Genomic DNA, 18,120 nt, shown 5'->3' with positions numbered 1-18,120 from the left:
ACGGGCAAAGAGGCCACGTTTGCTGGTGCGGTGATCACAGGTGAATCACTTTAGTTGACAGAAATACTCGGAATTCGTAGTGAACGCAAGTCAGCCGACGACTCGGCCACAAAATAATCAGATAATACGCCAGCTTATCCCGCCAGCAGATCAGAACATGACACTGGAAAGGGACAAGAATGCGCGCGCGAACGCCACTGAGGGCCGCACTGATGTGCGGCGTCGCAACACTGATCGCCATGCCGGCCTGGGCCGAAGATGACGACGATATCATCGCACTGGATCCGATTTATCTGGGCAAAAGCAAACGCGAGGTCCAGACCGACATAGCCGAGTCGGAAACGATTATCGGACAGGAAGAGATGAACGACAGGCAGGCCCGGACCGTCGCCGAACTGGTCGATTCCGTGCCCGGTGTCACGCTGATCAACGGGGCTTCGCCGCAAGGGTCGGGCATCAACATCCGCGGGTTCGGGGCCAATTCGACCTATGGCAACGACCAGAAGGTTCTGGTGCAGATCGACGGCGCGTCGGTCGGATCGGAAGAGTTGTACCGCATCGGCACGCAGCTTTACACCGACCCTGAGCTTTACAAGCAAGTCACAGTTTTGCGCGGTATGGGCGGGTCGTTCGAATACGGCTCTGGTGCGATTGGCGGCGTGATCCTGCTGGAGACCAAAGACGCGTCGGACTTTACCGGCGGCGAGATCGGCATGCGCCTGCGGCAAACGCTGCAGTATCATTCCAACGGAGACGGGTTGGTTTCATCGACGATCATGGCCTGGCAACCAACTGAAAACATCGAAATTCTGGGCAACTATACGTGGCGCCAGCAAGGTACGATGCAGGACGGCAGCGGCAACGATATCGGCAATTCGGCCTTTGAACTTCCGTCATGGGGATTGAAAGCACGCGCCTACCTTGATCCGGACCGCGAACATCGGATGGAGTTGTCGCTGACCGACACCAACGCCGAAGACCGCGACGTGCCCTATGACAGCTTCGGCACCACCGGCGGGTCGTTCGGGAATGTCGACCGCGATACGCATACCCGCACCGCCGTTGTAACCTATGGCTATAACCCGGTCGACACTGACCTGGTCGATTTCACGCTGCGCTATTCGTATGCCGATCAACAGATCGATCAAAGCTATGTCCCCGGCAGCTCCCCGCTGGAACCAACCCCGACCTGGCCGTTTCTTGAACCCCTGCTGAACACCGACCATCGGTACGAAACCAGCAAGTTGACGGCCAAGAACGTATCGTATTTCTCGACCGGCGGGATCAGCCACAACATGCGTGCCGGGCTGGAATGGAGCGAACGCACGCGGCTGGACGCATCATCGGCCCCGGGCGGCACGGATGAACGGATCGCGCTGTTCGTCGTCGACGAGATGGATTTTGGAAATGGCCTGACCGTGACACCGGGCCTGCGCTACGAAAGCCAGAATATCGGCGATGGCGTGACCGACTATGACAACTCGGCCCTGATGGGCGGCGTGTCGGCGTTTTATGCGTTCTCAAGCGGCTGGGGCATTTTCGGCAGCGCCGGATACACCGAGAACATGCCGATCATCGATGACCTCGGTACGCCCCTGTATATGACGCAACCCGAAAAAGCCCGCAGTTACGAAATCGGGTTTTCCTATGCCGGTACTAGCATTTTCACAGAGGCCGATTCCATCGCCTTCAAGGCGACGGCCTATGTGACGGATGTCTGGGATGTGACGTCGTATACAACCACCGTTTTGGGCGTGAATTACCCGATCGCCGATGTCGAGACCAAAGGCCTGGAGATCGAGGCCCGGTATACCATGGACACCGGGTTCTACATGGACGTGAACGCCAACGCCCAGCGCGGCACGTATTCGGCGCCTGCAGCTCCGACAGGATCGCAGACCGGCGACTGGAATAACATCCCGGCGGACCAGTTGCGCGTCACCTTTGGTAAACGCTGGGGCGAGGAAGTCGATCTGTCATGGGAGGTCGTCGCAGACGCCGCCATGACCCGTTCGACCAACCCCAGCCCGTCCAACGTGGTGAACAACCTGCGCGCCACGTACAAACCGCAATCCGGTGTTTTTGAAGGGGTTGAGATCAGGGCAAGCGTCGAGAATGTTTTCGATCGGACCTATACGCAGCATCTGGCCACCAGAACCGCACCGGGGCGTAACTTCGTTCTGTCCTTGGCCAAAACGTTCTGAGGCCAAAGCCGTGGGCGGATTTTTCAGCCGCCCACGGCCAGTCAACACCGGACCACATCGCGATATCGACGAAAGCCGCCATCCGGCAACGCCGGGCAAAACTGGGCGCAAATGGCGATACCAATGACCCTAGAAAACCGGCGGGATTACCAGGCACCCACCAGGCATCAGTGAGCGTCTCTCCGCTCGCCAAAAAAATGATTCGGAAACAGTGTGTTCCCATCTGGTTCTTTGTAATCCAAACGCCATCTGTAATAAGCGCTTTCCACCAAGCGGTTGCCTCAAACGGTACAGAATGGTCAAAACCCTTCTGTGTCATCCGGTCGGGCATTAAAGTGAAAACAGTGTTCGCTGGATCGTCACCGATTGAAGCGCTCCGAATAGCCAGAGGGTAGATCATGGTCAACTACGTGGGTGATGCCGTCATCACGGACGTCATAACTGACTCAAGCCAAGCACCCGAACTTGATGGTGCCTTTCGCGTGACCAGCGTCGTGATCGACGATCAGGTCTATGTGTATGCATCGGGATTTGACGATAACGGCATTCAGATCCTGCAGATGGAAGCTGATGGCCAACTGACTTCCGTCGGGTTTGTCCGGGGGGCACCCGGCAGCCCGCTTCTTGACCCCACTGACCTGGATATTGCGGAGGTTGACGGGAACCTGTTCCTGATCGTTACAAACAGCCGCAATGACACCGTCATTTCGTTCGAGATCGCGACAGACGGGCCGGGTATCGGCCTTCTGACCATCGCGGACAGCGTGCAAAACGGATCGCCCGATCATGATCTGGACCGGCCCGACCATGTCGAAGCCTTCGAGACCGCAAACGGCAGCTTTGTTGCCATCGCGGCGAAAGACGGCAGCGCGGTCTTTGTCTATCAGATCTCGGACACCGGAGAGATGACGCTGGTGGACAGTGCGGATACCAGCGATGGTGCCAGCGACCTGACGCTGCACACAATCGGAGCGCGGACTTTCCTGTATGTCTCGGGTGCGGCAGACCATGGCATTGCAGCCTTTGAAGTCGCTGCAGACGGGACCCTTACAAGCGTTGCAGAGCTAAGCGTTGACGGCACGGTCGGGGAACCGTTGAAAGCCGCCACCGTCGATGGCACCGATCTGTTGGTGAATGCCAACAGCGAAGGCGTCTTTTCGGTGTTCAGTCTGGCCGAGGATGGCACTCCTGCATTCTTGTCCAGCTATGACTCCATGGCCAACGATGAGATTCTGGACCTGCGACATTTCCAGATCGTCGCGATTGAAGGCGCGACGTTCATCCTGTCGGTCATCGGGGATGGGGTTGGCATCTATTCGCTGGACTCAGATGGCACGATTGAACTGGTCAAAACCGTTGTGTCGGCTGCCGATCTGAGGTTCGCGACCGGGCTGGACTATCAGGAAATCGACGGGCGACACTTTATTGTCGTGACCGCCTTTGAGGCGGATGCCGTGACCACCATCGAAATCGGCGGTGGCGACGATGAGATCTTTGGCAGCCCCGGTGACGATACCGTTCTGGGGTTCGGCGGCAACGATACGATGTCAGGCGCGGACGGCAACGACGCGCTGTTCGGCGGCACCGGCGACGACTTTATCTTTCCGGGCTTCGGGTCGGATCACGTCGATGGCGGTGAGGGCAGCGACACAGTCGATTACACAAACACATGGGCCGTCACTGTCCGGCTGATTGCCGGTGTGGCCACGTCCGAGATTTTTGAGGACAGCCTTGTGTCCATCGAGAACATCACGGGAAGCATTTACAACGACGTTCTGAGCGGGAATGCGCAAGCCAACGTGATCGACGGCCAGGATGGCAACGACCGTGTCGCGGGCCTTGCCGGTGCGGACGTGTTGCGCGGTGGATTGGGCAACGACTCACTGCGCGGCGGGGCGGACAGCGACCAACTGGACGGCGGCGAAGGAAACGACCGCCTGATGGGCCAGATTGGCGATGACACGCTGCTGGGCGGCGCCGGAGAAGACTTCCTTTTGGGCGGCATAGGCAGTGACGTGCTGAACGGCGGGGCGGATGATGACCGCCTGCTGGGCGGCGGGCAGTCGGATACCTTTGTCTTCGAAAACGGCAGCGGATTTGACCAGATCCTCGACTGGCAGGACGGGTCTGACAAGATCGACCTCAGCGACTTTGAATTCGTTGCCTTTCGCGCGGTCCTGTTGCGGGCGACCGAAGTTGCTGCAGGTGTTCAGATTGAATTCGATGGCGGAGACGTGTTGCAGATCAACGGGATGACCCTTGATCAACTGTCATCAGATGACTTCCTGCTGGCCTAAACACTCACCCATCCAAAGAACCCGATAATAAAGCGAACAGGAATGAACCCTGCTCGCTTTTTAATCAGTCGGCGTGGATTACTTTTGCCAGATCCCTGATCTGTCCTGAGTCTTCGGGAAAGGCCTGATCGACAACCATCCAGGGCTGGCGTTTGAACCTGCCAATCGACAGCAACCCGGTGGTTTCAGTGCCACCCAGCTTTGAATGATCGACTGCAAAGATCACCTGATGCGCAATCGTTCCCATCGCCTGGGCCATGTCGGCCTCGCATTGCTCGGCCACCAGAAACCCGCGGTCGGGGTGGACATGGGCCGCTGTCAGCACACAAAAGTCGACCTGCAGTCTTTCGACCGTGTCAAAAGCAGATCGATCATAAGACGCGCCATCATAAGCCCTCAGCAACGTTCCGGCAAAATACACCCGGTTGCCTTCGATCATCGACAGCGTGCTGGCCACAAAGGCTGAATTCGTGACGACGGTCAGCTGGCGGCGCATTTGCAGGGCCTGCGCCACATATCCGCTGCTTGATCCGGCATCGATTGCGACGGACGCCCCATCGGGGATCAAGTCAAAGATGCGCGATGCGATCTTGGCCTTGGCGGCCCGGTTGTGTTGGAACCGCACCTGAAATGGCGCTGTCATCGGGTTGCTGACGCTCTGGATCGCCCCGTGGATCTTGTCGACCTTCCCGGCATCGACCAGCGGCTTGACGATCCGCCGGATGGTCTGGTCCGATACGCCAAGCATGTCGGACAATTCGCTTACCGATAGGGTGCCGCGCAGGGCGACCGCGTTCAGGATTTCCTGGTCATATTTGGTCATATGCCTTGCTTCCCAGAAACCCGAGGAAGAGGCAACTGTACCTGTTTTTGACCAACGCTTTACGCGTGAGTCCAATATTCAACATATTTCCACACTTAGTGTTGCTTTTTGTTGATTTTATGGCAGGCTGATCCTGAAACCTCCGGGGACACACCTTATGACCGCTCATTCCGCGAAACATCTGATCATCGGCGGGGGCATCATCGGATGCTCCATCGCCTACCACCTCGCGCGCAACGGCGAGGCCGACGTGGTTCTGCTGGAAAAGGCATCCCTTACCGAAGGGGCCACATGGCATGCTGCTGGCCTTGTCGGGCAATTGCGGTCCTCGCGCAACACGACCCGCATGCTCAAGAAATCCGTTGCCATGTATGACCGGCTTGAGCAGGAAACCGGCATGGCGTTTGACTGGAAAAAGGTCGGCAGCCTTCGACTGGCCGCCACCAAAGAACGGATGCTAGAAGCAAAGCGCCTGACCACCATGGCCCGCAGTTTCGATCTGGACATGGAGATGATCACCGCAGCCGAGGCCAAGGCGCTGTTTCCCTATATCGACGACACCGGGCTGTTGGGCGCGGCCTTTATCCCGTCGGACGGGCATGTGGACCCGGCCAGCCTGTGTCAGGCGATTGCCGCCGGTGCGCGCATGTATGGGGCCGACATCCGCCAGGGCGTGACCGTGCTTGATTTCGACATCACCGACGGGCGCATCACGCGGGTGATGACCAGCGAAGGCGATTACGAGGCGGAAACCATCGTAATGGCCGCAGGTATGTGGAGCCGCGAATTGGGCGAAAAGCTGGGGATGCACGTGCCCGCCTGCGCGGTCGAGCACCAGTACATCGTGACGGAACCCCTACCCGATATCGATCTGGTCAAAACATTGCCCACCCTGCGCGACCCCGAACGGCTGGTGTATTACAAACCCGATGCCGGCGGGCGCCTGGTGATCGGTGGCTACGAAGAAAACACCCTCCCCTTCGGCGACACTGGCATCCCCGGCGATTTCGTCCGGCAATTGCTGCCCGACAACCTTGACCGGTTCGGCCCGCTGGCTGAACTGGCGGCACAGGTTACGCCGGTGCTGAACGAGGTGGGCATTCGGTCGGTCATCAACGGCCCGATCCCCTATTCCGCCGATGGTGATTTTGTTATGGGCTGGGCCCTGGGGTTCGACAACCTGATGATGGCGACCGGTTTTTTGTATGGCATCGCCGCCGGGGGCGGTGCGGGTGAAATGATTGCCGAATGGATCATTGATGGCCGACCCAGCCTTGATCTATGGCCGCTGGATTGCCGCCGTTTCGGGCCACATCACGGCACCAAGGCGTTCATGTACCCCCGCGCGGTCGAACATTACGCCCACCACTACAAGATGCGCTATCCCGGGCAGGAACATGAAAGTGCGCGCACTCTACGCCTGTCGCCTCTGTATGAGATCCTCAAGGAAAACGGTGCGGTCTATGGGTCAAAGAACGGCTGGGAACGTCCGTTGTGGTTTGCTCCGCACGGGGTAGAGCCTGTCGATCAGTTGGGTTTCATCGATGCGGGCTGGCACACATACGCGGCAGAAGAACACAGTGCTGTGCGGACCGGTGTTGCGCTGATCGATCAGTCCAGCTTTGCCAAGTTCGAAATCTTTGGCCCCGGCGCGCTGGATCTGTTGCAACGGCTGGCAGCCTGCAACATGGACAAGCCAGACGGGTCCGTGATCTATGCCCAGCTTTGCAACGAAACAGGCGGGATCGAGGCGGATGTGACCATCACCCGTCTGGGGCGCGATCATTTCTATCTGGTCACCGGATCGGGCTTTGGAACCCATGATACCGACTGGATCCGCCGCCACATGCCGAACGACGGATCGGTTCACCTGATCGACGTGACCTCGGGGCGGGCCGTGATCAACATCTGCGGCCCCAAGGCGCGCGACGTGTTGCAGGCGGTGTGTGAACAGGATGTCTCAAACGCCGCGTTTCCCTTTGCCACCGCGCAGGACATCACCGTGGGCTGCGCCCCGGTGCGGGCCGTGCGGATCGGGTTTGTCGGCGAACTGGGGTGGGAGCTTCATGTGCCGACCGAATTCGGCGCGCATGTCTATCGCGTGTTGCGCGACGCGGGCGCGGCCCACAGCATCCGCGATGTCGGATACCGCGCCATCGATTCCCTGCGGTTGGAGAAGGGGTATGTGTATTGGTCCGGCGATATCTCACCCGACTATACCCCGTATGAGGCTGGGCTTGGCTTTCGCGTGCATCTGAAATTAGGCGGTGATTTCATTGGGCGCAAAGCACTGGCCAAGCAGAAGGCAGACGGGCCCGAGCGAAAGCTTTGCACCTTTACGACGCCCACCAATCTGCCCTTGTTTGGCGGAGAAACCATCCTGAAAGACGGCGCGACCGTATCGCTGGCCACCAGCGCGGGCTTTGGTCACTCGGTCGGGCAAACCATCATTTTTGGTTATCTGGACCGCGCGCTTTGGACTGAGACCGAATTTGACGTCGAAGTTTTTGGCGACCGGCATCCGATCACACGGGTCGACGGGCCGTTGTTTGATCCGCAGAATGAAAACCTGAAGTCCTGAGGAGTCGACATGACCGAACACACAGACACCATCCTGTCCACGCTTCGAAAGGCCCCCGGGTTCAAGGAAGTGACAGCCGATCAGGTGACGATCACGCGGCTGGGCGGATTGACCAACCTTGTGCATCTTGTCGAGACCCCGACCGCAAACGTGGTCGTCCGCATCCCCGGCGACGGCACGGAAGACTACATCGATCGCGCGATCGAGAAAACCAACGCCATCGCCGCCTGGCGGGCCGGGATCTCGCCCGAGGTTCTGTGGGCCGACGCCGAAACCGGCGATATGGTGATGCGCGCTGTCGATAACATTGAAACCATGACCCCCGCCTTGTTCAAAACCCGCGCAGGATCGCCGGAACGGGCCGGTCAGGCGCTGGCCAAACTGCACACCTCGGGCGAAACCTTTGACTTTCGGTTCGAACTGTTTTCGATGATCGGCGACTATCTGGGCGTTCTGTCGACACGCGACGTCGATCTGCCCGACGGCTATCATGACGTTGTCAAAGCCGCTGAACCCGTGAAAGCGGCAATTGCAGCCAACGACATCCCGCTTGCCCCCTGTCATTGCGATCCGCTGTGCGAGAACTTTCTGGATGACGGGCAGACCATGTGGATCGTCGATTGGGAATACTCTGGCATGAACGACCCGCTTTGGGACGTCGGCGATTTGTCGGTCGAGGCCGAAATGAACGGAGATCAGGAGGCCGAGTTGTTGCAAGGATATTTCGGGCGCGCGCCAACAGATGCCGAGATGGGCCGCGTGGTGATCTATAAGGCGATGTGTGACTTGCTCTGGACGCTGTGGGGGCTGATCCAGCATGCCGACGACAACCCGGCGGAAGATTTCTGGGCCTATGCCACAACCCGGTTCGACCGCTGCAAGGCGTTGATGAACAGCGACAGCTTTGCGGGCCATGTTGCGGCAGTGAAAGCCGGTTAATCAGGCGTTCAACACACCCAGCATCTGCTTGTGCAACGCAGGCGTGGCGGATGTCAGAACGCGCCCGTCGCTGTCCAATGTCAGAACGTTGCCATCCCAGTCGGTAATCACGCCACCTGCGGCCTGAACAAGGCCGACCAGCGGCAGGTAATCGTAAGGTTCTAACCCGCAATCGACAACAGCATCGATCTGCCCGGATGCGACCAGCGCGTGCGGGTAACAATCATACGCCATGCGCCGCGTGTGCCCCGTCTGACAGAGCCGCGCGAACAGATCAGGGGCCGTCTGCAACAGTTTTTCGGCCTCGTTCACATAGATCATTGCATCGCTCAGATCCTGGGTGGCCCGGCACCTGATCGCTACATCATTCAGAAAAGCCCCGTGCCCCGGCATACCAACAAAGGTTTCCCCCAACGCTGGCATCCGAACCAGCCCAAGTTGCGGCACCCCGCCAACCAGATAGCCCAGCAACATTCCGAACAGGGGCGAACCTGTGATGAACGACCGGGTGCCATCGATGGGGTCGATGATCCAGGTTTCACCTTCCAGCGACCCGCTAACCCCATATTCTTCACCAAAGATCCCATGGTCGGGAAAGGCGCTCAGCAGCGCGTCGCGGATAAAGCGTTCGGTCTTTTGATCGGCCACGGTCACCGGGCTGTCGTCAGCTTTGGCTGAGATATCCAGAGGCGCGCGGAAATACGCCATGGGGATGTCGCTGGCGTCACGCGCGATACGCTCCGCCACATCGCGGATCTGGCTGATTGCGGTGGTCATGGCATCTCCTACTTGGCGATCTGGATGTCAGTGTTCCAATCGGTGCGCGCAACCGAGGCGACATCGTCGGGCGGCGCCTGGTCGCACACCAGATAATCGACGCGCGAGGGGTGCCCGATGTCAATCGGCGCAACGCGGCCAAACTTGCTGGAATCAGCAGCCATGATGCATTTTTCGGCCTGCTGCATGATCAGGCGTGAAAACCGCGCTTCTTCCAGATCGAACAGGAAATAGCCCTTTGCGTTGATCCCGGCGGACGACAGCACCGCATAATCTGTGTTGAAATTCGCAGCAAACTCCATCGCATCCGCGCCAAAAGCGCCGCCGTCATGGCCGCGCAATTCGCCTCCTGCCATAAACACCCGGTTGTTATTTCGCGTCGCCAGTCGAAAGGCCACGTAGACCGAATTTGTTACGACCAGAAGCCGCTGATGATCCCGCAGGGCGTCGGCGATATGGGCGGTTGTACTGCCAACATCCAGAAACAGCGAGACATCGTCTGGCAGCATTTCGGCCACGTGTTTTGCGATCTTCTGCTTCGCAACCGGATTTTCCCGATAGCGCGCGTTGAAATCAGCCTCGGCGGTGTCGCCGGTAATCCGCACACCACCATGCATGCGTTCAACCAAACCGTCCTTGGCCAGGGTTTTCAGATTTCGGCGAACCGTTTCTTCCGTCACATCCAACGCCTGCGCCAGGGCATGAATCCGCATCGACCCACCGGAACGGCGCAGCTTGTCCAGAATGGCGTTCTGTCTGTGGTTCGCCCGGGCTTCCATGGTTCTGCTCCAATTCAACGCACCTTGACCGACACATGTCTATCAAACCGTCAACACCAATAAAACTGCACGTTGATTTCAGTATTTGCAACAATTTCCAACCTTAAGTGTTGCTTTTTGTTGAAACATGCCAAACCATCCTTCCATTCCCGCATTTTCGGACACTGCCGGGCGTGCGGCTTTAAGGAAGTTCAACAGCTGGGAGGCTGATAAATGACCAAACTGACGATACTTTCCGCCGCGCTGCTCACAGCCGTCTCGGCGACAACCGCACTTGCCGAGGTCGAATCGCTCGACCCGATCAAGCTGACCACGCATGACTGGACCGGCCAAATCATCACCACGACCATCATGGGCGAAGTGCTGAAGAAAGCCGGGTATAACGTTGAATATGTGCAGGCCGATTACATTGCGCAGTTTGCGGGCCTGAAGACCGGCGATCTGCACGTCGCGATGGAGATCTGGGAAACCACGGGCCGCGAAGCCATGGATGACGCCACCAACAGTGGCAATGTCGTCAACATGGGATCCACCGGCATGGATGCCGTCGAAGAGTGGTGGTACCCCGCCTATATGGAAAAGGTCTGCCCGGGCCTACCCGACTGGAAAGCGCTGAACGATTGCGCCGCCGAATTCGCCACCCCCGAAACCGCGCCGATGGGGCGCTATCTGGGTGGCCCTGTAACCTGGGGCGGTTTTGATGACGAACGCGTCGAAGCCTTGGAGATGGATTTCGAAGTCGTCCACGCGGGCACCGATGCCGCGCTGTTCGCAGAATTGGAATCGGCATATCAGCGCGAGGCGCCGATTGTGCTGTGGATCTATTCTCCGCATTGGGCGACTGCCAAATATGATGGCAAATTCGTACAGTTTCCGCCCTATTCCGCCGAATGTTACAGCGACCCATCAGTCGGCATGAACCCCGACGCCGCCTATGACTGCGGCAAGCCGACCGGCCCGATCTGGAAGGTTGCGTGGACCGGTGTCGCTGACAAATGGCCCGGCGCCGCAGACGCGATCAAAGCGTTCGACATCGACAATGACGCGATGGGCACGCTGGTTGGCCGGGTCGATCTGGATGGCGAAAGCATCGACGCCGTGGTCGCCGACTGGATGGCCAACAACGAAGCCAACTGGTCAAGCTGGATCAAGTAAGCTTTGAACAAGGTGCGGGAAGGCGCTGCGCAAGTGGCGCCTTCTTCACCCCGAATACCCCCAATCCCGAGGTGACAATGGAGCGTTCCGTCAAGCTGGAGTGCCGTGGTGTCTGGAAGGTCTACGGCGCCCAACCCGAGAGCTTTCTGGCAAAACACAACGGCGCTCCGACCACCGCGGATTTTGAATCCGAACGTATGATCGGTGCCGTGCGCGACGCCAATGTGCAGGTCTATGAGGGTGAAATTTTTGTTATCATGGGCTTGTCGGGATCAGGCAAGTCAACGCTGGTGCGCTGCCTGTCGCGTCTGATCGAATCCACGGCGGGCGAGATCAATTTTGAAGGCCGCAACCTGCTGACGATGACCGACGCCGAGCTGATCGAGGTGCGTCGCAAGAAGATGGGTATGGTGTTTCAGCACTTCGCCCTGTTGCCGCATCTGACCGTATTGCAAAACGCCGCCTTTCCGCTGGAAATTCAGGGAGTTTCCCTAAAAGACCGCGAAGCGCGGGCGCGCCAGATGATCGAACTGGTCGGGCTGCAGGGGCGCGAAGATTATTATCCTCGCCAGCTGTCCGGTGGCCAGCAGCAGCGTGTCGGTATTGCCCGCTCGCTGGTGGCTGAACCCGACCTGTGGTTTCTGGACGAACCGTTTTCGGCGCTTGATCCATTGATCCGGCGCGAGATGCAGGACGAATTCCTGCGCCTGCAGTCGATGCTGCATAAAACCATCGTGTTCATTACCCATGATTTCGACGAAGCCATTCGTCTGGCCGACCGGATTGCCGTCATGAAAGACGGCAGCATCGAACAGATCGACACGCCCGAAAACCTCGTGATGAACCCGGCCACCCCCTATGTCGAAGAATTCACCCGCCACATCCCGCGCGCCAAGGTCATGAAACTGCAATCGATCATGTCCAAGGGTGTCCCGGACGGGGATTATGCCGGAGATCTGGCCGGCCACCTGACGGTCGCCGATACTGTGCTTCAGCTGGATCAGGCCGGGCTGCCCTTTCGGGTACTGGACCAAGACGGCTCCCCTGTTGGCACCGTCGGATCAAAAGACGCGGTCGATATCATGATCGGACGGACCGTCGGATGACGGGGATCGTCACTTTCCTGACCAAGGGCTCCAGACCCTTCTGGCTGGCGTTGCTAGTGATCACATGGGCGCTGTCGACATGGTCATTCCCGCTGTACAAGGCCCTTGGTGCGCGCTGGATCATCAAGTTTCCAAAGAAATATGAACTGTCGCTGGATACGTGGATCTCGAACGCCATGACCTGGCTGGTCGAAGACGCCCATTTTATCCTGTTCACCTTTCGCGATCTGACCCGGTTCATCGCCGCAATGATCGAGATCCCGTATCGGATCATGCGGTCATTGCTGATCGACGGGTTTTCATTGGGTCAGGGGCAGCAAGCCATCGAAATTGCCCCATCGATCAGCTGGATCGCGATTATCGGCGCAATGGCCGCGCTGGCGTTCTATGCCAAGAACCGCGCACTCGCCTGGCTGGCCGGGCTGTGTTTCGCCTATCTTGCGGTGTTCGGCCAATGGGAAAGCGCCATGGTCACGCTGGCCTCGGTCTTGATCGCGGTGCCGATCGGGGTCGGCGGAGGTCTGGCGCTGGGCATCCTGTCGTATCGCCATCCCTGGTTCGAACGCCTGTTGCGCCCCTTGCTGGACCTGATGCAGACCGTGCCGGTGTTTGCCTATCTGGTGCCGATCCTGTTCCTGTTCGGGTTCGGGCCGGTCTCGGCCCTGGTGGCGACGGTGATCTATGCCATGCCGCCGATGGTCCGGGTGGCGACTGTGGCCTTGCATAGCGTGCCAGAAGAGATCATCGAAGCCGGTCGGATGGTCGGCAGCAAACCCCGCCAACTGATGTGGAAGGTGCTGGTGCCAACCGCGCTGCCGTCACTGATGGTCGGCGTCAATCAGGTGATCATGCTGTCCCTGAACATGGTGATCATCGCGTCGATGATCGGCGCGGGCGGTTTGGGCTATGACGTTCTGACCTCCCTGCGCCGTCTGGATATCGGCGGCGGTATCGAAGCCGGGCTGGCCATCGTGGTGATGGCCATTGCCCTGGATCGGGTCAGTCAGGCTTTTGCCATCCGCCGCGTGCGCCCGCGCCCCGATCCCTCAAAGCCATTGTATCTGCGATACCCGCTGCTGAGCTTTGTCATGGCCCTCACGGTCATCACGACGCTGCTGGGGCTTTGGATACCGGCGTTTCGTTTGTATCCCGAGGCGTTGACCATCACGACCGGGTCGATTTGGTCCACGATAATGGAATGGATCAACGTCACCTTTTTTGACACGCTCGAAGCGATCAAGACGTTCTTTCTGACCTACCTTCTGCTGCCGGTGAAACGCTTTTTCACCGGCATTCCCTGGGCTTGGGGCATTATCGTGATGGGGCTGATCTCGGCCCGGCTGGGCGGGTGGAAGCTGGGCCTTATGGCCGCCCTGATGACCCTGTTCATCGCCGCAAACGGGCTTTGGGCCAAGGCCATGATCACCGTTTATCTGGTGTCGGTGTCGGTGCTGATCGCCAGTGCAATCGGCATTCCGCTTGGGGTTTGGGCCGGTCAGAACGCACGGGCCAATACCGTGATCGGGACGCTGATCGACACGCTGCAAACCCTGCCCAGCTTTGTCTATCTGATCCCGGTCGTGATGCTGTTCCGGGTTGGCGATTTTTCGGCCATGATCGCGGTTGTGCTTTATGCGCTGGCCCCGGCCGTCAGATACGCCGCACACGGTATCCGGTCAATCGATCCGGAACTGATCGATGCCGGCAAGGCAGCCGGCTGCACAGATCGTCAGCTTCTGGTGCGGATCAAGATGCCGCTGGCGGCTCCATCACTGTTACTGGGCCTGAACCAAACCATCATGCTGGCGTTGTCGATGCTGGTCATCACCGCACTGGTCGGCACACGCGATCTTGGGCAAGAGGTCTATATCGCGCTGACCAAGGCCAACACCGGCCAGGGTATCATTGCGGGCCTTTCCGTGGCGTTTATCGCCATCATGGCAGATCGCATTGTGACCGCGCTGGCCCGAACATCTCAGGAAAGGCTGGGTGTGAAATGAGCTCACTTGAACAGACCATCGCGCGCGCCGCCGCCCTGCCCTGCTGGACCGGGCAGCCCCGGGTCGCGCCGCTGGAAGGCGGCATCACCAACGTCAATCTGCTGGTCACTGACGATGCAGGCAAATTCGTCGTGCGGTTTGGTCAGGACATCCCGGAACATGGCATCCTTCGGTTCAACGAACTGGCAATTTCGCAGGCGGCTCACGATGCAGGCGTGTCGCCCGGCATCCACCATTCAGAACCCGGCATTCTGGTGCTTGAGTTCGTCGAGTCGGCTGCGCTGACCGAAAACGATCTGCTTGACGCCGATACACTTGTGGAGACGACCCGCCTGATCCGCAAAGTGCATATGGATGTGACCCAAGAGGCCCGCGGACCGGTGCTGGCCTTCTGGGTGTTTCACGTCCTCAGGGATTATGCCGGGTTTCTGACCCGCACCAAATCACGCCATACTGGCAAGCTTGCAAACCTCATGACCGAAGCCGCCAAACTGGAGGCCGACGTCGGCCCCATCAACCTTGTCCTTGGCCACAACGACCTGCTGCCCGCAAACATCCTGCGCGCCCCTGATCGCCTGTGGCTGATCGACTGGGAATATGGCGGCTTCAACTCTCCACTGTTCGATCTGGGCGGGCTGGCGACGAACTGCGGCCTGCCCCCCGAAGCCGAACATCTGATGCTGGAAACCTATTTTGGCGCCTCCCCCGACCCCGCCCTGATGCGCAGCTACGGCGCCATGAAATGCGCCTCGCTTCTGCGCGAAACCATGTGGAGCATGGTGTCGGAACACACGTCTGACATCGACTTTGATTATGCCGCCTATACCGCCGAAAATCTGGCACGGTATCGGCGGGCCTTCTCTGAATTTTACTCCCAACGAGGAACAAGATGAGCGATTTTCCGAACACCGCACAGGCCGTCATCATAGGCGGCGGGATCGTTGGCTGCTCGACCGCATATCACTTGGCCAAGCTGGGCTGGGATGTCGTCTTGCTGGAACGCAAGAAACTGACCTCGGGCACGACCTTTCACGCGGCTGGGCTGGTCGGCCAGCTGCGCTCCAGCGCCAATATCACCCAATTGCTGGGCTATTCCGTCGATCTGTACAACAGCATCGAAGAAGAAACCGGACTTGGGACGGGGTGGAAGATGAATGGCGGGCTGCGACTGGCCTGCAACCCCGAACGCTGGACCGAGGTGAAACGTCAGGCCACCACCGCGCATTCATTCGGCCTTGATATGCAGCTTCTGACCCCGAAAGAGGCGCAGGATCTTTGGCCGCTGATGACCATCGACGATGTCATCGGCGCGGCCTATCTGCCGACCGACGGTCAGGCCAACCCATCCGACATCACGCAAGCTTTGGCCAAGGGCGCGCGGATGGCGGGTGCGCGCATATTCGAAGACACCAAGGTGCTTTCGGTCGAGATCGAAAAGGGCGTGATCAAAGGCGTCGAGACCGAAAAAGGGCGCATCGAAACCGCCATCGTGATCGCCTGTTGTGGCCAATGGACCCGGTCTTTTGCCAAGACAGTTGGCGTAAACGTGCCTCTGGTGCCGATGGAGCATCAATACATGGTGACCGAGCGGATCGACGGCATGCCCGCCAATCTGCCCACCCTGCGCGACCCGGATCGACTGACCTATTACAAGGAAGAAGTCGGCGGTCTGGTGATGGGCGGGTACGAGCCCAACCCAAAGCCCTGGGCGGTGGATGGTATTCCGACCGGGTTCCACTATACCTTGCTCGACAGCGATTATGACCATTTCGAACAAATGATGGAGCTGTCCTTAGGCCGTGTACCTGCCTTGGAACACGCGGGCATCAAAGAACTGGTGAATGGCCCGGAAAGCTTTACGCCGGATGGCAATTTCATCCTTGGCGAAGCGCCTGAACTCAAAAACTTTTTCGTTGGTGCCGGGTTCAACGCCTATGGCATCGCGGCGGGTGGTGGGGCTGGCATGGCGCTGGCCGAATGGGTCGCAAAAGGCGAGCCACCGTTTGACCTGTGGCCTGTCGATATCCGCCGCTTTGGCCGCCCGCATTTCGACGATGACTGGATTCGGACCCGCACGGTCGAAGCCTATGGCAAGCATTACACCATGGCCTGGCCCTCGGAAGAACACGACTCGGCCCGTCCCTGCCGCAAGTCGCCTTTGTACGATACGCTGAAGGCAAGCGGCGCGGTGTTTGGCGAAAAGCTCGGCTGGGAACGCCCGAACTGGTACGCAGATTCGGCTGCGGGCGAAGAACAGCGCGACATTTATACGTTTGAGCGCCCAAACTGGCACGGCCCTGTCGGGCGCGAACATATGGCCTGCCGCGAGGCCGCGGTACTGTTCGATCAGACGTCTTTCGCCAAGTTCGCCCTGAAAGGTCCGGATGCCGAAGCCGCGCTCAGCTGGATCGCCTCCAATGACGTGGCAAAGCCGGTCGGGTCGCTGATATACACTCAGATGCTCAACGATCACGGCGGGATCGAATGTGACCTGACCTGTGTCCGGGTGGCCGAAGACGAATATTACATCGTGACCGGAACCGGCTATGCCACCCATGATTTCGACTGGATTTCAAAGACCATTCCCGACGGCCTGAACGCTCAATTGTTCGACGTCACATCGTCCTATTCGGTCCTGTCCCTGATGGGTCCACGCGCACGGGATATCTTGCAGACCGTGACCCGCGACGACGTATCGAACGACGCATTCCCATTTGGCACCGCCAAAACCATCGGCATCGCCGGATGCCCGGTCAACGCCCTGCGCGTGACCTATGTGGGTGAACTGGGGTGGGAACTGCACCTGCCCGTCGAATACGCCACAACCGTTTATGAGGCCCTGCATGCCGCAGGTGCCAAACACGGCCTGATCAATGCCGGATACCGAGCGATCGAGACCTTGCGCCTGGAAAAGGGCTATCGCGCCTGGCCATCGGATATCGGCCCCGACCATACCCCGGACGAGGCCGGGCTGGGCTGGGCGGTCAAGATGAAACGCAACATTCCGTTCAAAGGCCGCGACGCCATTGCCAGCCAACGCACCGACGGTCGCAAGAAGATGCTGGCCACCTTTACCACGGACAACGATGTCATCCTGTCGGGGCGCGAAACCATCTATCGCAACGGCGAACGGGTCGGGTATATCAGCTCGGCCGGCTACGGTCACAGCATCGGCAAATCCATCGCAATGGGATATGTGCGCAACGACGCAGGCGTTGACCGCGACTTTGTCCTGAACGGTGAGTACGAACTGGAGGTCGCCACAGTGCGGGTCCCGTGTTCGGTCACGCTCGCCCCGCTTTATGACGCAAAGATGGAGCGGGTGAAGTCATGATCCCCGCCGATTGAAACCGCCCACAGCGCGGCCACCTTGTCAGAAGCGCGTTGGTACTCAAAAACATGCCCACCCGCTTGGGCAGGCGGCAGCAAGAGCATCCACAGATCGCTATTACTGCGCTG

The 18,120-nt window shown here is 59.0% G+C and carries 12 protein-coding genes; 9 read left to right on the top strand and 3 right to left on the bottom strand.

The genetic code is table 11. From position 1 onward, the window contains the following. The first annotated feature begins 179 nt into the window (after positions 1-179). Positions 180-2,204 (top strand): TonB-dependent receptor domain-containing protein, encoded by a 2,025-nt coding sequence (locus FOY56_RS09975; RefSeq protein ID WP_146345703.1) that lies wholly within the window; start codon positions 180-182, stop codon positions 2,202-2,204. Positions 2,205-2,602: 398 nt separating this feature from the next. Next, positions 2,603-4,501, top strand: a complete 1,899-nt coding sequence (locus tag FOY56_RS09970) for a beta-propeller fold lactonase family protein (protein ID WP_146345702.1) — start codon at positions 2,603-2,605, stop codon at positions 4,499-4,501. Positions 4,502-4,565: 64 nt separating this feature from the next. On the opposite strand, the gene FOY56_RS09965 is transcribed toward FOY56_RS09970, so the two are convergent. Further along, positions 4,566-5,324: a DeoR/GlpR family DNA-binding transcription regulator gene (locus FOY56_RS09965; protein WP_146345701.1), complete on the bottom strand. Its 759-nt coding sequence runs from the start codon at positions 5,322-5,324 to the stop codon at positions 4,566-4,568. Positions 5,325-5,481: 157 nt separating this feature from the next. Here FOY56_RS09965 and FOY56_RS09960 point away from each other — a divergent pair, with 157 nt between their 5' ends. Together FOY56_RS09960 and FOY56_RS09955 are read left to right on the top strand one after the other, a co-directional pair. Then, a complete protein-coding gene (locus FOY56_RS09960) occupies positions 5,482-7,905 on the top strand; it encodes a GcvT family protein (protein WP_146345700.1) in 2,424 nt (807 codons plus the stop codon). 9 nt (positions 7,906-7,914) lie between these two features. Further along, entirely contained in the window at positions 7,915-8,844 is a 930-nt protein-coding gene (locus FOY56_RS09955; RefSeq protein WP_146345699.1) for a choline/ethanolamine kinase family protein, read from the top strand. Here the strand turns inward: FOY56_RS09955 and FOY56_RS09950 are convergent, their stop codons facing one another. Both FOY56_RS09950 and FOY56_RS09945 read right to left on the bottom strand, forming a co-directional pair. Next, positions 8,845-9,621, bottom strand: a complete 777-nt coding sequence (locus FOY56_RS09950) for an inositol monophosphatase family protein (protein ID WP_146345698.1) — start codon at positions 9,619-9,621, stop codon at positions 8,845-8,847. It abuts the gene before it with no gap. An 8-nt stretch (positions 9,622-9,629) separates the two neighbouring features. After that, positions 9,630-10,400 (bottom strand): DeoR/GlpR family DNA-binding transcription regulator, encoded by a 771-nt coding sequence (locus FOY56_RS09945; protein WP_146345697.1) that lies wholly within the window; start codon positions 10,398-10,400, stop codon positions 9,630-9,632. 213 nt (positions 10,401-10,613) lie between these two features. On the opposite strand from FOY56_RS09945, the gene FOY56_RS09940 reads away from it, so the two are divergent. The 5 genes from FOY56_RS09940 (at position 10,614) to FOY56_RS09920 (ending at position 17,995) form a co-directional block, all read left to right on the top strand. Next, positions 10,614-11,555 (top strand): ABC transporter substrate-binding protein, encoded by a 942-nt coding sequence (locus FOY56_RS09940; RefSeq protein ID WP_146345696.1) that lies wholly within the window; start codon positions 10,614-10,616, stop codon positions 11,553-11,555. A 77-nt stretch (positions 11,556-11,632) separates the two neighbouring features. Beyond that, positions 11,633-12,661 (top strand): quaternary amine ABC transporter ATP-binding protein, encoded by a 1,029-nt coding sequence (locus FOY56_RS09935; protein ID WP_146345695.1) that lies wholly within the window; start codon positions 11,633-11,635, stop codon positions 12,659-12,661. Then, on the top strand, positions 12,658-14,661 hold the full coding sequence (locus FOY56_RS09930; RefSeq protein WP_146345694.1) for an ABC transporter permease: 2,004 nt from the start codon (positions 12,658-12,660) through the stop codon (positions 14,659-14,661). Before FOY56_RS09935 ends, FOY56_RS09930 begins: the two co-directional genes overlap by 4 nt. Further along, positions 14,658-15,554 (top strand): phosphotransferase, encoded by an 897-nt coding sequence (locus tag FOY56_RS09925; protein WP_146345693.1) that lies wholly within the window; start codon positions 14,658-14,660, stop codon positions 15,552-15,554. The genes FOY56_RS09930 and FOY56_RS09925 overlap by 4 nt, the downstream gene beginning before the upstream one ends. Then, positions 15,551-17,995, top strand: coding sequence for a GcvT family protein (locus FOY56_RS09920; RefSeq protein WP_146345692.1), 2,445 nt, complete (start codon positions 15,551-15,553; stop codon positions 17,993-17,995). Before FOY56_RS09925 ends, FOY56_RS09920 begins: the two co-directional genes overlap by 4 nt. Positions 17,996-18,120: the final 125 nt, after the last annotated feature.

Source organism: Falsiphaeobacter marinintestinus (assembly GCF_007923355.1).
Taxonomy (GTDB): domain Bacteria; phylum Pseudomonadota; class Alphaproteobacteria; order Rhodobacterales; family Rhodobacteraceae; genus Phaeobacter_A; species Phaeobacter_A marinintestinus.
This window is presented reverse-complemented; position numbering and strand designations above follow the sequence as displayed.

Bases quoted from the DNA above. Each gene is read 5' to 3' on its own strand.
- FOY56_RS09975 (WP_146345703.1), top strand. From the start codon at position 180: ATGCGCGCGCGAACGCCACTGAGGGCCGCACTGATGTGCGGCGTCGCA.
- FOY56_RS09970 (WP_146345702.1), top strand. From the start codon at position 2,603: ATGGTCAACTACGTGGGTGATGCCGTCATCACGGACGTCATAACTGAC.
- FOY56_RS09965 (WP_146345701.1), bottom strand. From the start codon at position 5,324: ATGACCAAATATGACCAGGAAATCCTGAACGCGGTCGCCCTGCGCGGC.
- FOY56_RS09960 (WP_146345700.1), top strand. From the start codon at position 5,482: ATGACCGCTCATTCCGCGAAACATCTGATCATCGGCGGGGGCATCATC.
- FOY56_RS09955 (WP_146345699.1), top strand. From the start codon at position 7,915: ATGACCGAACACACAGACACCATCCTGTCCACGCTTCGAAAGGCCCCC.
- FOY56_RS09950 (WP_146345698.1), bottom strand. From the start codon at position 9,621: ATGACCACCGCAATCAGCCAGATCCGCGATGTGGCGGAGCGTATCGCG.
- FOY56_RS09945 (WP_146345697.1), bottom strand. From the start codon at position 10,400: ATGGAAGCCCGGGCGAACCACAGACAGAACGCCATTCTGGACAAGCTG.
- FOY56_RS09940 (WP_146345696.1), top strand. From the start codon at position 10,614: ATGACCAAACTGACGATACTTTCCGCCGCGCTGCTCACAGCCGTCTCG.
- FOY56_RS09935 (WP_146345695.1), top strand. From the start codon at position 11,633: ATGGAGCGTTCCGTCAAGCTGGAGTGCCGTGGTGTCTGGAAGGTCTAC.
- FOY56_RS09930 (WP_146345694.1), top strand. From the start codon at position 12,658: ATGACGGGGATCGTCACTTTCCTGACCAAGGGCTCCAGACCCTTCTGG.
- FOY56_RS09925 (WP_146345693.1), top strand. From the start codon at position 14,658: ATGAGCTCACTTGAACAGACCATCGCGCGCGCCGCCGCCCTGCCCTGC.
- FOY56_RS09920 (WP_146345692.1), top strand. From the start codon at position 15,551: ATGAGCGATTTTCCGAACACCGCACAGGCCGTCATCATAGGCGGCGGG.